The 13,915-nt window shown below is 70.2% G+C and carries 12 protein-coding genes; all 12 read right to left on the minus strand.

Annotation, left to right across the window (positions count from 1 at the left end):
• Positions 1 to 16: 16 nt before the first annotated feature.
• Positions 17 to 1,177: an acyl-CoA dehydrogenase family protein gene (locus tag AB0J40_RS12300; RefSeq protein WP_364451252.1), complete on the minus strand. Its 1,161-nt coding sequence runs from the start codon at positions 1,175 to 1,177 to the stop codon at positions 17 to 19.
• Positions 1,178 to 1,179: 2 nt separating this feature from the next.
• Positions 1,180 to 2,397 carry an enoyl-CoA hydratase-related protein gene (locus AB0J40_RS12305; RefSeq protein ID WP_364451255.1) on the minus strand — a complete coding sequence of 406 codons (1,218 nt, stop codon included), beginning with the start codon at positions 2,395 to 2,397 and terminating at the stop codon, positions 1,180 to 1,182.
• A 45-nt stretch (positions 2,398 to 2,442) separates the two neighbouring features.
• Positions 2,443 to 3,636, minus strand: coding sequence for an acetyl-CoA acetyltransferase (locus AB0J40_RS12310; protein WP_364451258.1), 1,194 nt, complete (start codon positions 3,634 to 3,636; stop codon positions 2,443 to 2,445).
• Positions 3,633 to 5,006 carry an OB-fold domain-containing protein gene (locus AB0J40_RS12315; protein WP_364451261.1) on the minus strand — a complete coding sequence of 458 codons (1,374 nt, stop codon included), beginning with the start codon at positions 5,004 to 5,006 and terminating at the stop codon, positions 3,633 to 3,635. The genes AB0J40_RS12310 and AB0J40_RS12315 overlap by 4 nt, the downstream gene beginning before the upstream one ends.
• Positions 5,007 to 5,026: 20 nt before the next feature.
• Positions 5,027 to 6,232: an acetyl-CoA C-acetyltransferase gene (locus tag AB0J40_RS12320; RefSeq protein WP_364451264.1), complete on the minus strand. Its 1,206-nt coding sequence runs from the start codon at positions 6,230 to 6,232 to the stop codon at positions 5,027 to 5,029.
• Positions 6,229 to 7,497, minus strand: a complete 1,269-nt coding sequence (locus AB0J40_RS12325) for an acetyl-CoA hydrolase/transferase C-terminal domain-containing protein (protein WP_364451267.1) — start codon at positions 7,495 to 7,497, stop codon at positions 6,229 to 6,231. Before AB0J40_RS12325 ends, AB0J40_RS12320 begins: the two co-directional genes overlap by 4 nt.
• The gene (locus AB0J40_RS12330) at positions 7,497 to 7,754 is read right to left on the minus strand and encodes a hypothetical protein (protein WP_364451269.1); all 258 of its coding nucleotides are present in this window, start codon (positions 7,752 to 7,754) and stop codon (positions 7,497 to 7,499) included. Before AB0J40_RS12330 ends, AB0J40_RS12325 begins: the two co-directional genes overlap by 1 nt.
• 17 nt (positions 7,755 to 7,771) lie before the next feature.
• Positions 7,772 to 8,257: an aromatic-ring-hydroxylating dioxygenase subunit beta gene (locus AB0J40_RS12335; RefSeq protein ID WP_364451272.1), complete on the minus strand. Its 486-nt coding sequence runs from the start codon at positions 8,255 to 8,257 to the stop codon at positions 7,772 to 7,774.
• The gene (locus AB0J40_RS12340; RefSeq protein ID WP_364451274.1) at positions 8,254 to 9,534 is read right to left on the minus strand and encodes an aromatic ring-hydroxylating dioxygenase subunit alpha; all 1,281 of its coding nucleotides are present in this window, start codon (positions 9,532 to 9,534) and stop codon (positions 8,254 to 8,256) included. The genes AB0J40_RS12335 and AB0J40_RS12340 overlap by 4 nt, the downstream gene beginning before the upstream one ends.
• A complete protein-coding gene (locus AB0J40_RS12345; RefSeq protein ID WP_364451276.1) occupies positions 9,531 to 11,267 on the minus strand; it encodes an AMP-binding protein in 1,737 nt (578 codons plus the stop codon). Before AB0J40_RS12345 ends, AB0J40_RS12340 begins: the two co-directional genes overlap by 4 nt.
• An 80-nt stretch (positions 11,268 to 11,347) precedes the next feature.
• Complete coding sequence (locus AB0J40_RS12350; protein WP_364451278.1) at positions 11,348 to 12,994, minus strand: AMP-binding protein; 1,647 nt, start codon at positions 12,992 to 12,994, stop codon at positions 11,348 to 11,350.
• Between the two features lie 143 nt (positions 12,995 to 13,137).
• Positions 13,138 to 13,911, minus strand: a complete 774-nt coding sequence (locus tag AB0J40_RS12355; protein WP_364451279.1) for an enoyl-CoA hydratase-related protein — start codon at positions 13,909 to 13,911, stop codon at positions 13,138 to 13,140.
• Positions 13,912 to 13,915 lie beyond the last annotated feature (4 nt).

Consider the following 13,915-nt stretch of genomic DNA (forward strand, 5'->3'; position numbering starts at 1 on the left):
CCTCCTGGGACGGCGGTCAGTACGAGCTGGGCAGGCCGAGGCTGTGCTGGGCCACGAAGTTGAGCACCATTTCGCGGCTCACCGGAGCCGTGCGCATCAGCCTGGTCACGAACCACAGGTCCGCGAGGCCGTACTCGCGCGCGAGCCCGTTGCCGCCGTGCGTCTGGATGGCCTGGTCCAGTGCCTTGAGCGCGGCGTCCGCCGCGACGAACTTGGCGATATTGGACGCCTCCGCGGCGTTCTGCCCCGCGTCGAACAACTCGGCCGCACGGGTCGTGGCCAGGCGGGCCATCTCGACGCCGATGTGCGCCTCCGCCAGCGGGTGCGAGATGCCCTGGTGCGCACCGATCGGTACCGACCAGACTTGGCGCTCCCGCGCGTAGTCCGCCGCCTTCCCGACTGCGTAGCGGCCGACGCCGTTGCACAGCGCGGCGGCCAGGATGCGTTCCGGGTTGAGTCCCGCGAAGACCTGCCGCAGGCCTTTCCCGGATTCTCCGATCAGTGCCTCCGGTCCGACGTGGACGTTGTCGAGGAAGACGGTGAACTGCTTGTCCGGCGACACGAGCGCGGTCTCGATCGGCTGCAGCGTCAAGCCCGGCGAATCGGTCGGCACCACGAACAACGACAGCGGACTGCGTCCGGGCGCCTGCTTCTCGCCGTCGCGGACGACCATCAGCAGCGCTTCGCACTCGTCGGCGGCCGAGATGTAGTACTTCCCGCCCGAGATCGTCCAGCCGCCGGCATCGCGGCGCGCGGTGGTCGTGACGTTGTGGCTGTTCGAGCCGGCATCCGGCTCGGTCAGCGCGAAAGCCATCCGCCGTGCACCGGAGGCGATGCCGGGCAGCCAGTCGCTCTTCATCTCGGGCGACGCGTGGGCGGCCAGGATGGAGCCGCAGATCGCCGGCGAGATGACCGCGATGAGCATCGGCATGCCGTGCGCGGCGAGTTCCTCGACCACGACCACCAGCTCCGACAGGCCGGCACCGCCGCCGCCGTACTCTTCCGGCAGGTGCACGCCGAGCAGGCCGGCCTCCCCCAGTTCCTTCCACAGCTCGCCGATGTTTTCGCCGCTGCGTGCACGCTCGGCGAAGTACTCGTGCCCGTACTTGGCCGCGATCTTCGCGACGCTTTCCCGGACGAGCCGGATGTCGTCGTTGTCGATGACCAGACCGGTCATGTTCACCGTCCTTCGAAGTTCGGCCGCGTCTTGTGCACGAAAGCATCGATCGCGCCGGCCGTGTCCTGGGTGGCCGCGGTCCGGGCCAGGGCCTCGGTCTCCGCGTGGAGCTGCTCGGGCAAGCCGGCTGCCCACGAATCACGCAGCAGCCGCCTGATTTCGCCGTACGCTCGCGTGGGCCCGTTGGCGAGTCGCTGTGTGACCTCGGCCGTGCGCGCTTCGAGCTGGTCCGCGGGCACCACTTCGGACACGAGCCCCCAGTCGAGCGCTTCACGCGCATCCAGCACGCGCTCGCCGAAGTAGAGCTCGCTCGCCCGGCGAAGTCCGACCAGGCGGGGCAGGAACCAGGAGTTCCCGCCGTCGCCCGACAGCCCGAGCGCCGCGAAGCCGGTCGCGAACTTCGTGTTCTCGGCGGCCAGCGCGACGTCCGCGACGTAGAGCAGGCCGAGGCCGCCACCGGCGACTGCGCCGTGCACGCTCGCGATGACCGGCGTATCGATCTCGCTCAGGAGACGGAGCGCGGTGTGGTAGCTCCTCGTCATCCGGCGCAGCACACCGGGCAGATCGTCCCGCGCCGTATCGGCGAAGGCCCCGATGTCACCGCCGACGGTGAACGCCGGTCCGTGGCCCGAGATCACCAGCGCACGGAGGGTGGTGTCGGCCGCCGCCCGCTGAGCCACCTCCATGAGTTCGGGCGGCATCGCCTCGTTGATCGCGTTGCGCGCCTTCGGGCGGTTGAGGCGCAGCATCCCGACGCCGTCGGTCACGGAGTACTCGACCGTGCGGAACTCGTCGGTGGAGCCGTTCAGGGCCTGGTGCCAGCGTTCGCTGTCGGTGAGCTGGACGAGACCGCGGATCCGGTCCCCGTCGAAGGTCAGGACGTGCTGGAAGTCGGCGTGCAGGACGCCTCCGCTCGCCTTCGCGTTCCCCGTGTAGGTCCCGATGACGAGCAGGCTGTCGCCGTCCACCGCGTGAAAGCTCGCCGGCTCGGCGCGGGCGACGAAGTGCCGGGCGATCCCGCCCCAGAACTCGCGGCGCATCGCGTCGGCACCGCGGTAGGTGCCGCCCAGGTCCATCGGCAGGCCGGCGGTCGTGCGGCCGACGAAGTCGGGGTGCAGCAGCGACGCGAGCTGCTCGCGGTCCCCGCGGGCCAGGGCGTCGTACAGCGACGCGGCCAGCTTCTCCCGGCCGGTCACCCGCTCGGCTTCGGTGCGCTCCACTGCGCCTCCCTCGGTTTCGAATTTAATATAGATAAAAATTCGTGGTCAGTCCAGCTCGGAACCGACCACCGAGACGAAGGACACGCAGTTGCCCGGCCGCCCGCCGAGATTGTGTGTCAACGCCCGCCGCAGATCGCTCAGCTGCCTCTCACCGGCCTCGCCGCGGAACTGGAGCCAGCACTCGTAGAGCATCCGCAGGCCGCTCGCCCCCACCGGGTGCCCGAAGGACTTGAGACCGCCGTCGGGGTTGACCGGCAACCGGCCGTCGAGCTGGAACGCACCGTCGAGCATGTCCTTCCAGGCACTCCCCCGCTCGGCGAAACCGAGGTCCTCCATGAGAACCAGCTCGGTGGGCGTGAAGCAGTCGTGCACCTCGGCGAACGAGATCTCGTGCCGCGGATCTGTGACGCCTGCCTGGGCGAAGGCGTCCTGCGCGCTCCGCACGACCTCGGGGAAGGTGGTGTAGTTGTAGCCGGAGTCGGACGCGCCCATGCCGGGGCCGGCGGCCAGTGACAGGCCCTTCACGTAGATCGGCCGGTCGGTGTACCGGAGCGCGTCTTCGGCGCGCACGATCACGGCCGCCGCGGCGCCGTCGGAGACACCGGAGCAGTCGAACACCCCGAGCCGCCCGGCCACCTTGGGTGCCTTCTCGACCTTCTCCTTCGTGACCCCGCCCTGGAACTGGGCTCGCGGGTTGAGCGCGCCGTTCGCGTGGTTCTTCCAGGCGACGTGGGTCATCGCGGCCCGCATGTCGGCCGGGTCGACGCCGTAGCGGGCGCAGTACGCCGGGTCCAGCAACGAGAACGCAGCCGGCGCGGTCAGGCTCAGCTCGGGCGCGGTGCCGTCCCCCGGCGGATCGGACCGCAGCAGCCCCGAAAAGCCCGAGTCCTTCAGCTTCTCGACACCGACCGCCATGACGACGTCGTAGGCGCCGGACGCTACCGCGTAGCAGGCGTTGCGAAATGCCTCCGAGCCCGTGGCACAGTAGTTCTCCACCCGGGTGACCGGCTTGTAGTCCAACGCGAGCGCCTTGCTCAGCGTCAGACCGGACTGACCCGAGCCGAGGGTGCCCAGCCAGTAGGCGTCGACGTCTTCGCGAGCGAGCCCACCGGCTGCGGAGACGGCTTCCCCGGTCGCGTCGACGAGCAGGTCCTCGGCGGAGGCCGACCAGTGCTCGCCGAACCGCGTGCACCCCATCCCGACGATGGCTACGCGGTCGCGGATTCCCTTGCTGCTCATGCCAGTCGCGCCTTCCAGAAGTAGTTGTGGACGTTCTGCGCGGTGAACAGCTTGCGGAAGGTCAGGCTCACCCTCGTGCCGACGGCGAGGTCGTCCGGCAAGGCGTCGGCGACCTCGAGGGTGTACCGGCCGCCGCCGTCGAAGTCGACCACCGCGTCGATCACCGGCGGGGACGGCGAGAAGGCCAGGCGGTCCACCGTGTAAGTCGCGACTGTCCCCCGGGCTGTGGCCATGGGCACTGCCGCCATCTCGTCCGTGCGCCCGCACTGCTTGCAGACCCGCTGCGGCGGCAGGTGGGTGAACCCGCACTCCCGGCACCGGGAGCCGGTGAACGCGAACTTCCAGTCGCCCGTGCGTCGCGAGGGCGGGCCGGCGGGACGTTCGGGCTCGGGCCGACGGGGCGGTTCCCGTTCGACAAGACCGCGCCAGCTCAGGTAGGTCACGTACGGGACGTCGATGCCGTCCTCGATCTCGGCGCTGACCGGGCGAGTCTGCCGTTTCCGGGCGAGGGCATCGGTTGCGCGGAGCAGGATCGCGTCGCACCCGTCGGCGGCGGAGACGACGAGGATCGTGTGCCCCGGTTCGGCGCGGTCGAGCGCATCGGCCAGGCCGAGCCCGAGGTCCGCGGCACCCGCGTGGCCGATCGGGGACGTCGTGGTCGAGACGGCTCCGGAAAGGGCCTTGGGGGCTTGCTTGAGCACTCCGCTGTTCGGCGAGACCACCACCACGTGGTCGGCCTGTGTGAGACCGGCCTCGGCCAGCGTCTCCTGGGCGACTTCGCGGACCAGCGGCAAGTAGGCCTCGAGGCCGAAGCGTTCCTCCCACTGCTCGGCGGACGGCGCCCCGGGCAACCGCCACCGGTCAAGCAGCTCCAGGGTCGAGGACCGCTCCGCGAGGATCTCCGCGATCGCGTGGTCGGAGTCGCCGAACAAGAACGCGGCGGCGCCGTCACCACCGGCACGTTCATCCGCGGAGCCGGGCCGGCCCACGCGGACGTCGGCGAAGACGGCCATGCCACGTCCGGCTGCGGCGGCTCGCCAGGCGGCGACGGCCGACCTCGCCGACCCGGCCACGTCGGCCGCGAGGATGCCGGTGGGCAACCCGAGGCCCGCGTGGACCGCGGCGGCGTTCGTCTTGTCGAAGTAGGCCGGCGAGGTGGTCGCGAAGTAGAGGGCCGCCGGGGCGGGCAGGTCGGCGTTCAGCACAGCCGCTCCCGCGGCGACCGCCATGGTGGTGCTGTCCTCGTCGAAGGAGGCGACCACCCGCGCGCCCTTGCCCGGCGGGGTGCCGAGCAGGCTGCCCAGCTCAGCGCGCTGCAGGCGATAGCGCGGCAGGTAGCTCGCGTAGCCGAGGATCCCTGGTGCAGACATCGCTCTCGCTTCCCGGCCGGTCAGGCCGTTTCGATCAGGGCGGCCATGCCCTGGCCACCGCCGATGCACATCGTCTCCAGGGCGAGCCGGCCGCCGCGGCGGCGCAGCTCGTGGAGCATCGTGGTCAGGATGCGGACCCCGGTGGCGCCGATCGGGTGCCCGAGGGAGATGCCGGAGCCGTTGACGTTGAGGCGGTCCGCGACCTCGTCCTCTTTGACGTTCCAGCCCTTCAGCACCGCCAGTACCTGGCAGGCGAATGCCTCGTTGACCTCGATCAGGTCCAGGTCGTCGAAGGTGACGCCGGTGCGGTCGAACAGCTTGCGCACCGCGGGAACAGGCCCGATGCCCATCGTGGCCGGTTCGCAGCCCGCCGCGGCCCAGCCTCGGAGGAAGCCGAGCGGCTCGAGGCCGAGTTCGCCGAGCTTGTCCTCGGCGACGACCAGGCACGCGGCCGCGGCGTCGTTCTGCTGGCTCGAATTCCCGGCCGTGACCGTGCCCGACGGCATGAGGGTGCGCAGCCGACCCAGGGTCTCCGGCGTCGAGTCCGCGCGGACGCCTTCGTCGCGGCCGAAGCGCACCGGCTCGCCTCGGCGTTGCGGGACGTCGACGGGCACGACCTCATCGTCGAACCGGCCGGACTCCCAAGCCGCGGCGGCGCGCTGGTGACTGCGTGCCGCGAACGCGTCGGCCTCGTCGCGCGTGATGCTGTACTCCCGCGCGAGGTTCTCGGCGGTCTCGATCATCCCGCTGATCTTCCCGAACCGGTCTTCCGGCTGGGACCGTTCGCGGCCGCGGTCGAGCCGGTCGTAGAGAGACACGGTGCCGGCGCGGCTGCCCCATCGCGAGGTCGTCGAGTAGTACTCGATGTTGCTCATGCTCTCGGCGCCGCCGGCGACCACGACGTCGGCGGCGCCGGTCTGCACCATCATCGCCGCGGTGACGACCGCCTGCAGCCCGCCGCCGCAACGGCGATCGGTCTGGAAGCCGGGCACCTCGACCGGCAGTCCGGCGCGCAGGGCCGCCCACCGTCCGATGCAGGGCGCCTCGGAGTTCGCGTAGGACTGCGCGAAGGAGACGTCGTCGATGCGGGCCGGGTCGATCCCAGAGCGCTCGACGACGGCCTTGATCACCAGCGCGGCGAGTTCCTCGGCGGGTAGCGGCCGCAGCGCGCCGCCGAAGGTTCCGACCGGGGTGCGCAGCGGGGTGACCAGTGCGGCTCGTCTCATACCAGGACTCCAGCGTTGTCGATCGCGGCCTCGAGCGCGGGCCGCTGGTCGGGGTGGGCGATCGCGAGCATCCGCTCCTGGCGGACCTTCAGCGGTTGACCGCGCAAGTCGGCGACTCCGTACTCGGTCACGACGAACCCGGCGTCGCACCGGGCGGTGCTGACGGGCCCGGACAGCCGGCCCACGATCTTGCTCGCGCCACCGGCCACCGCGGGCAGGGCGACGATCGGCTTGCCACCGAACGACCGGGCCGCGCCGCGGAGGAAGTCGACGGCGCCGCCGACCGCGCCGACGTACTGCCCGCCGGCGACCTCAGCGTTGATCTGCCCGGTCAGATCGACTTCGACCGCCGAGTTGATCGCGACCAGGCGGTCCTGGGCGGCGAGCACGGACGGGTCGTGGGTGTACCGGGTTCCGCGCAGCTGGATCGACGGATTGCCGTCGGCGAACTGGAAAAGCCGCCGCGAGCCCATCAGCAGACCAGTGACGGAACGGCCGCGGTCGACGCTCTTGCGGGCATTGGTGATCACCCCGGCTGCCATCAGGTCGGCCGCGGCGTCGTTGAGGAGCCCGGAGTGGACACCGAGATCAGTGCGGTCGGCGAGCTGGGCGAGCACGGCCTCCGGCAGCGCGCCGATGCCGAACTGGAGGGTCGAGCCGTCGTCGATCAACCCGGCGACGCGTTCGGCGATCCGCCGGGTCTGCTCGGGTACCTCGCGGGCAGGCAGTTCCGCCGGTGGCCGCGAGGTGGGGACGACGACGTCGAAGTCGGCGGCGGTCGGCATCCAGTCGCCCGGCGTGCGCGGGACCTGGTCGTTGACCTCGGCGATCACCACGCGGGCGCCGGGGATGGCCGCGCTCACGTAGTCGTCGGCCATGCCGAGGCTGTACCGGCCGTCCGCGTCCGCCGGGGCGACCTGCAGCAGCACGACGTCCGCGCGCAGCGAACCATCGGACAGCAGTTGCGGCAGCGTCGAATAGTGGCTCGGGACCACGTCGAGCACGCCGGCCGAATACAGCTTCTTGTTCCCGCCACTGCCGCAGTACGAGACGAACTCCACGACGTCGCCGTGTTCCGGCCGCACCGTCCGGCTCGCGGGAATGCCCAGGAAGCAGCGAAACCCGCCGATGGCCGCTCGCTGCGCCATCAGCGCCTCGGTCAGGGTGAGCGGCTCTCCGCAGGCCTGTCCCCACACCACCGTGTCGCCCGGACGTACGTACCGGCTGAGGTCCAGTTCCGCCGGATCGGTGACCGTGACCGGCATCAGGGCCGGGCGCTCTCGCGCCAGCGATCGGCCGACGGGTCCAGCAGCTGCTGGAGGTGCCCTTCGGGCAGCCACACGATCGTCTCGAGCTCAAGGGCGTCGAGGAAGCGGACGCGTCCGGTGCGCACGTCTTCCAGGCGCAGCCGGGGGCCGTTCGCGGCCGTGTCCACGCGCACGTCGACCTCGGCGAACTCGCTTCCGACGACGCCCGGCGCGGCCGGGCCGCGGATCGCGCCCGTCTCGGCGTTGTCCGGCATGGTGTCTCCTTTCGCCGTCAGATGAGGAAGGCCATGGTGGGGATCGGCTGGTCGCTGTTGACCAGCAGGACCTTCTTGTAGGCCAGCCGGATCTCGTCGTCGACCACACGCAGCCGGTACGTCGTGCGGCCGGCCCAGATCTCCGTTCCCTGGGTCCGCGACTCGACCAGGACGAAGTTGGCTCCGACGACCGTGTCGGCGCCGTCCTCTTCCAGGATCTCGACGTTGGAGATCACCCGTCGCAGGTTCGACGGCGGCGACTGCGAATACCGCTTGCCGGTGCGCAGTTGCTTGAGGCGGGTGGCGATCCGGTTGCGGTTGTCGAAGATCACCGAGACCTGCGTCGAGGGGTCGACGGCGTCGTCACCGGCGGGCACCCAGTAGAGGGCGTCGTCGGTCCACAGCGCTTCCCAGGCGTCGTAGTCGTGCTCGTCGGCGTAACGGGCCTCGCGGTAGAGGAATTGCTCGATCTGCCGGATGTCCAAAGTGGTCGCCGCGGTCACTTGTCCGCCTCCATCAGCGTTCGGTAGTGCGACCAGAAGCCGCGCATGCCGGTCTCGTCGGTCGCGGTGCCGATCTTCAGCCCGCGCTCGTCGATCTGTTGGCGGTGCAGGCCGCGGCGCAGGTCCAGCCATTCCGGTTGCAGCATCGCGACGCCGCGCTGGTTGCGCTCGTACATCTCGGTGTCGTCCGCCAGCAGCATCCCGGCGGGCCCGACCGAACCGATCGACTGGGACACCATGCGCTTGTTCAGCTCCGGTGCGCCCTTGAGCTGCACGGCGGTGGAGTGCTGGATGCACTCGTCGGCGGACAGGGGCTGGATCACGAACACCTGGATCTCGGCGATGAACAGATTCGGGAAGATCATGACGTGCGGCGCGCCCTCGATGAGGATCTCCTCGGCGGCATCGCCGTGCTTTTCGCGCATGGCCGCGACATAGTCCGGGACGCGCGCCTCGGTGGTGCCGAACCAGCGCATCGGCTCGCCGAACTTCCGGAACTCGGGACGCAGGTCGTTCTCGCTGTGACCGTTGCCGAGATCGCGGGTCACCGCCGTCGACTGGTCGCTGTAGAGCGCGCCGATGGGGCTGCCGGTGACGCTGAAGATCGAACCGTGGACGAACTGCGGGTGGTAGCCGTCGGTCTCGTTCTCCGCGAGCAGCTTCCAGTTCGCACGCGTGCGGTGCTTGAGCCAACCCGCGCTCAGCTCGACCTCGCCCTCGGGCGACAGCCGAGCAAGACGGTCCAGCTCGCCGGCCGCCGGGCCGAGGTGTTCGGTCAGCGTCGGACCGTCCTCGGCGAAGCTGCCGAACACGAAGCCCTGGTAGGACTCGACCCGCGGGACGCGGCCCATGCCGAGTTCCAGCTTTCCCTTGCCGCCGTAGCCCTTGTTGTACGGATAGCCCAGCAGCTCGCCGGTGTTGCGGTAGGTCCAGCCGTGGTACGGGCAGCGGAACGAGCTCGAGTTGCCGTGCGCGTCTTCGCACACCAGGTTCGCCCGGTGCGCGCAGCGGTTCAGCAAGAGGTGGACTTCGCCGTGGCGATCCCGCGTCATGACGATGTCCTGCGGCCCGATGCTCTTGCGCACGTAGTCGCCCGCCTCCGGCACCTCGCTCACGTGCCCGACGTAGACCCAGGACCGGTACCAGATCCGCGCCAGCTCCTCGGCGAAGATCCGCGGATCCGTGTACAGCGATCCGTGCACCCGGTCGGGCTGGATGAGTGACGCGTAGTCGGGTCGCGCATCCGGTGCGGCCGTGTTCGGCACCGTCGCGGTCATGGGGTCGCCTCCACTTTGTCTGTCCGGTTCTTTCGTCCGTCGGCGGCGGCCAGCTGCGCCTGCGCCCACTTGACGAGCCGGAACTTCTGGACCTTGCCGGTCGGCGTGGTCGGCAGCTCCTCGGCGGTCAGGAAGAGCACGTGCTTCGGCACTTTGAACCGCGCGAGCTTCTCCTTGCACAGGGCGATCACGGCGGTGTCGGTGATCTCGGCGCCGGGCGCTCGCACGATGCACACGCAGCCGGCGTCGCCCCATCGCTCGTCCGGCACGCCGATCGCGAAGACCTGACTCACGCCGTCGTGCCGGCTGAGCAGCTCTTCGATCTCCTTGGGCATGACGAGTTCGCCGCCGCTCTTGTAGAGCTCCTTGCTCCGCCCGGTGACCTCGACGTAGCCGTCCTCGCGGACCCGGCCGAGATCACCCGACCGCACACACCCGCTCACCATCGCCTTCGCGGTCTCGTCGGGCTTTCGCCAGAAGCCGAGCATGTGGGTCGGCCCGTGGGACGCAAGCTCCCCTTCGGTGTGGGGTGGGAGGTCCTGACCGGTCTCGGGGTCGATGGTCTTGTACTGCGTGATCGCGTCAGTTCCCTCGACGCCCGCGGCTCCGGCCAGCTTGGGCCGTCCGACGGTCTTCGAGGCGAAGAACAGGTCGTCCTCCGGGAGGCTGAGGGTCATCGCCCCGCCGCACTCGGTCATGCCGTAACCCGTGACCAGCTCGGTGGCGCCCAGCTCGTCGCGGACCCGCTCCCAGAGCCAGACCGGCGCCGGCGCCGCGCCGGACAGGATGGCGTTCAGCGACGAGAGGTCGAAGTCGTTGCGACGGGGATGTTCCAGCAGGGCGACGGTCATCGTGGGGACGCACAGGATGTCGGTCGCGCGATGGCGCTCGATGCCCTCGAGGTACCGGACGGGGTCGAACGCGGTCTGCGGGATGATCGCGCCACCGACGACCATCGCCGCGAGCAGTCCTTCGACGTAGCCGAACATGTGGTAGCAGGGCAGGGAGAACAGGATGCGCCGGCCGTCCTCGAACGCCCGCGTCAGCGCGGAGGCGTACGCCGTGCGCTGGACGGCGTCGTGGGTCACCAGGACGCCCTTGGGCGCGCCGGTCGTCCCCGAGGTGTAGAGGATGTCGCCGACGTCGTCGGGAACCGACGAGGAGACAGCCGCGCCCGGCTGGGACTCGCCGAGTTCGGCAAGACCCTCGACTGTGTGGACACCGTCGCGGTCCGGGCCGCCGGTCGGCAGCACGACCACGTGCCGCAGGTCCGGCAGGGTGCCGGTGGTCCCCCGCTCCCAGCCCGGGGCGATGGCGTCCAGCATCCCCAGGTAATCGAGATCGCCGAACTCGGACATCGTGATCAGCACCGAACACCCGGACTGCGCCAGGACGTAGGCGAGCTCTTCCTGCCGATACAGGTAGTTGAACGGGATCGCCACCGCGCCCGCCGCGGCGATCGCGAACTTCAGCGGGACGAACTCCAGGTGGTTGGCCATCAGCAAGCCGACCCGGTCGCCCTGCCGCACGCCCAGCACGGCAAGGCCGTCGGCCAGCCGGGTCGCCCACGTCGCGGCTTCGCGGTAGCTGACGGTGCGCTGGTCGGTGATGACGAAGGGCCTGTCGGCGTACTTGTCGGCGCAGTGCGCCAGCCAGCCGTCCAGCGTGCGGGGCGTCCAGGTCGCGAAGCGGGATCGGAGCACGGAGCGCCGCTGCTCGATGTCCGAGCTCATGCGCACCTCCTCGGCTACTTAATCAATATTAGATTAACTGAAGGGTGGCGACCGGACAACCGTGCCCGGTGCCGGGTGGATCACGTCAGCGGCGGCAGCTCGCCTGCGGTCACCGCGTCCAGGAGCTTGAACTTCCGGACCTTCCCGGTCGGCGTGACCGGAAGCGCATCGATGAGGAACCAGTGCTGGGGCACCTTGAACGACGACAGCCGTGCGCGGCAATGGCGTTCGAGAACGTCGCGAATCCCCACCGCATCACTCGATCGGAGGTGCACGACAGCGCCGACGGTCTCGCCCCATTTTTCGTCGGGCACCCCGATCGCGGCAACCTCGATCACCGCCGGGTGCTCGGCGAGGCAGGATTCGATCTCGGCCGGCGCGATGTTCTCACCGCCCCGGATGATCAGCTCCTTCAGGCGCCCGGTCAGGGTGATCATGCCTCGCTCGTCCATCGCCCCGAGATCTCCCGTGTGCACCCAGCCGTCCGCGTCGACGGTGCGGGCCGTCGCTTCCGGGTCGTGGAGGTACTCGAGCAGCTGCTGGTAGCCGCGGGCGCAGATCTCCCCCGCCAGGCCCAGCGGCTGCACGGCACCCGAAGCGGGATCGATGATCTTGCACTCCACCTGGGGCAGCGGGCGGCCGACGGTGCGCACGAGGTCGTCGTGCGAATCGGTGCGCCGCGTCATCGTGAGCACCGGCGCCAGCTCGGTCTGCCCAAACAGGTTGTGGACGGAGGCGCCGAACAGCTGCTCCGCGGCCTCGATCAGCGCCCGCGGCACGGTGGCCGCGCCGCCCATGACCGTCTTGAGCGCCGGCGGATCACCCTGTTCCCGCGCCAGCTCGGTGATCGCCCCGAGCACGGTCGGCACGTAGAACAGGAGGTTGACCCCTTCGCGCCGCATCGCCTCCAGTGCGGACGCCGGCTCGAACCGCTCGGCGAGGTAGACGCAGCCGCCGAGCCACAGCGGCCCGAGGGTGCCGATCACGCACGCCGCGGTGTGGAACATCGGCAACGGGTTGAAGGCGACGGCGCCGGGTTCTGCGTCGGCGGTCTCCAGCGTCAGCTTCGCGACGTTCACCAGCGAGCGGTGCCGCAGTAGCACGCCCTTGGGCACACCCGTGGTGCCCGACGTGTACTGCAGCATCACCGGGTCGTCCGGCCCGACGTCCGGCAGCTCGGCCTGCAGGTCGGCGGCTGCCAGCCACGCGTCCCATCCGGACAGGTTGACGACAACGCGCAGCCCGCGGCAGTCCGGCCGCACGGAGTCGACGACGGCGGCGAGGTGGTAGTCGCGGCTGCGCTCCGCGTGGATCAGCACGGCAGCGCCGGAGTGGTTCAGCGCGTAGGCCAGCTCGTGCACCCGGAGCACCGGGTTGAGCGCGACGAGCGTGACACCGGCGAGGGCTGCGCCGTACTGCACGATCGGCCATTCGACGACGTTCGGCGCCCACATCGCCACGTACTCGCCGGGCCGGACCACGCCGAGCAGCGCCCTGGCGACACGCTGCGCCTCCGCGTACAGCTCACTGTAGGTGTAGCGCTTGAGCTCGCCACTGCCGTGCGCGGTGCCGACCAACGCCGGCGCGGAGCCGTGCTCGTCGGCGCGTGCCGCGAGCAGGCTTCCCACGGAGTGCTCCACCAGCGGAACGCTGTCGTCCAGCGGCCACCTCGACATTCCCTCCGCGACGAACTGCGCCGCGGGTTCGGCAGACCGAGAGATCGTCATGGCTCCAACCTCCGTTGGTTGTCCGGCCGTGGGCGCTCGACGGCGCACCTGACACCAGCACGCTACCTAATCTAGATTCAAAAAACACCCTATGGGTGGGGTTAACAGCGAGATCCCGGAGACAGAATTTAGTTCACAGTAAATTACTCGCCGCGGAACACCGCTGGCCGGCGCTCGTGGAACGCAGCGACACCCTCAGCGAAGTCGGCGGTGTCGAACAACGACGCCTGCAACTCGACCTCGCGCTCGAGCACGTCCTGGGGCGCGGCAGGCCAGGCCGCGTACATCGCCTTGATCCCGGCGAGCGCCAGCGGCGGGCCTTCGGCGACCCGCCGCGCGTCCGCGAGTGCGCTTTCCAGGGCTTTGCCGGGCTCCGCCACCGCGTCGGCCAGCCCCAGCCGCAGAGCGTCATCGGCGGGCAGACGTCGTGGTAGCAGCATCAGCTGGCGCGCGACGGCCAGACCGACCCGGGCCGGCAGGGACGCGAAGATGCCCATGTCGCCGGCCAGCCCGACCCCGGTGAACGCGGTGCTGAACACCGCGTCGGAGGCGGCGACCACCCGGTCGCAGGCGATGGCCAGGGCCGTCCCGGCGCCGAACGCGTAGCCCTCGACCGCGGCGACGACGGGCTTGGGGCCGTTCCAGATGGCCCGGATGACGCGCTGGGCGGCCTGGGCGCGCGGCCTCGTCTCCTCGGGTGACTGACGGCGCATCGTCGAAATGTCGCCGCCCGAGCAGAAGGTTCCGCCGGCCCCGGTCAGGACGATCGCGCGGACACCGCGGTCGGCCATCGAGGCCTCTAGCGCTTCGGCGAGCACGATCCGGAGCTCGAGGTCGATGGCGTTGCGCCGACTGGGCCGGTTCAAGGTGACGATCCGGACGGTTTCATCGTCTTCGGTGAGCACGCAAGGTTCCATGCCG

The organism is Amycolatopsis sp. NPDC049691, assembly GCF_040675005.1.
In the GTDB taxonomy this organism is placed as follows: domain Bacteria; phylum Actinomycetota; class Actinomycetes; order Mycobacteriales; family Pseudonocardiaceae; genus Amycolatopsis.

Coding starts and splice junctions, on each gene's coding strand:
- AB0J40_RS12325 (WP_364451267.1), bottom strand. CDS start 7,497: ATGCCGGTCACGGTCACCGATCCGGCGGAACTGGACCTCAGCCGGTAC.
- AB0J40_RS12345 (WP_364451276.1), bottom strand. CDS start 11,267: ATGAGCTCGGACATCGAGCAGCGGCGCTCCGTGCTCCGATCCCGCTTC.
- AB0J40_RS12300 (WP_364451252.1), bottom strand. CDS start 1,177: ATGACCGGTCTGGTCATCGACAACGACGACATCCGGCTCGTCCGGGAA.
- AB0J40_RS12340 (WP_364451274.1), bottom strand. CDS start 9,534: ATGACCGCGACGGTGCCGAACACGGCCGCACCGGATGCGCGACCCGAC.
- AB0J40_RS12315 (WP_364451261.1), bottom strand. CDS start 5,006: ATGTCTGCACCAGGGATCCTCGGCTACGCGAGCTACCTGCCGCGCTAT.
- AB0J40_RS12350 (WP_364451278.1), bottom strand. CDS start 12,994: ATGACGATCTCTCGGTCTGCCGAACCCGCGGCGCAGTTCGTCGCGGAG.
- AB0J40_RS12355 (WP_364451279.1), bottom strand. CDS start 13,911: ATGGAACCTTGCGTGCTCACCGAAGACGATGAAACCGTCCGGATCGTC.
- AB0J40_RS12330 (WP_364451269.1), bottom strand. CDS start 7,754: ATGCCGGACAACGCCGAGACGGGCGCGATCCGCGGCCCGGCCGCGCCG.
- AB0J40_RS12320 (WP_364451264.1), bottom strand. CDS start 6,232: ATGAGACGAGCCGCACTGGTCACCCCGCTGCGCACCCCGGTCGGAACC.
- AB0J40_RS12310 (WP_364451258.1), bottom strand. CDS start 3,636: ATGAGCAGCAAGGGAATCCGCGACCGCGTAGCCATCGTCGGGATGGGG.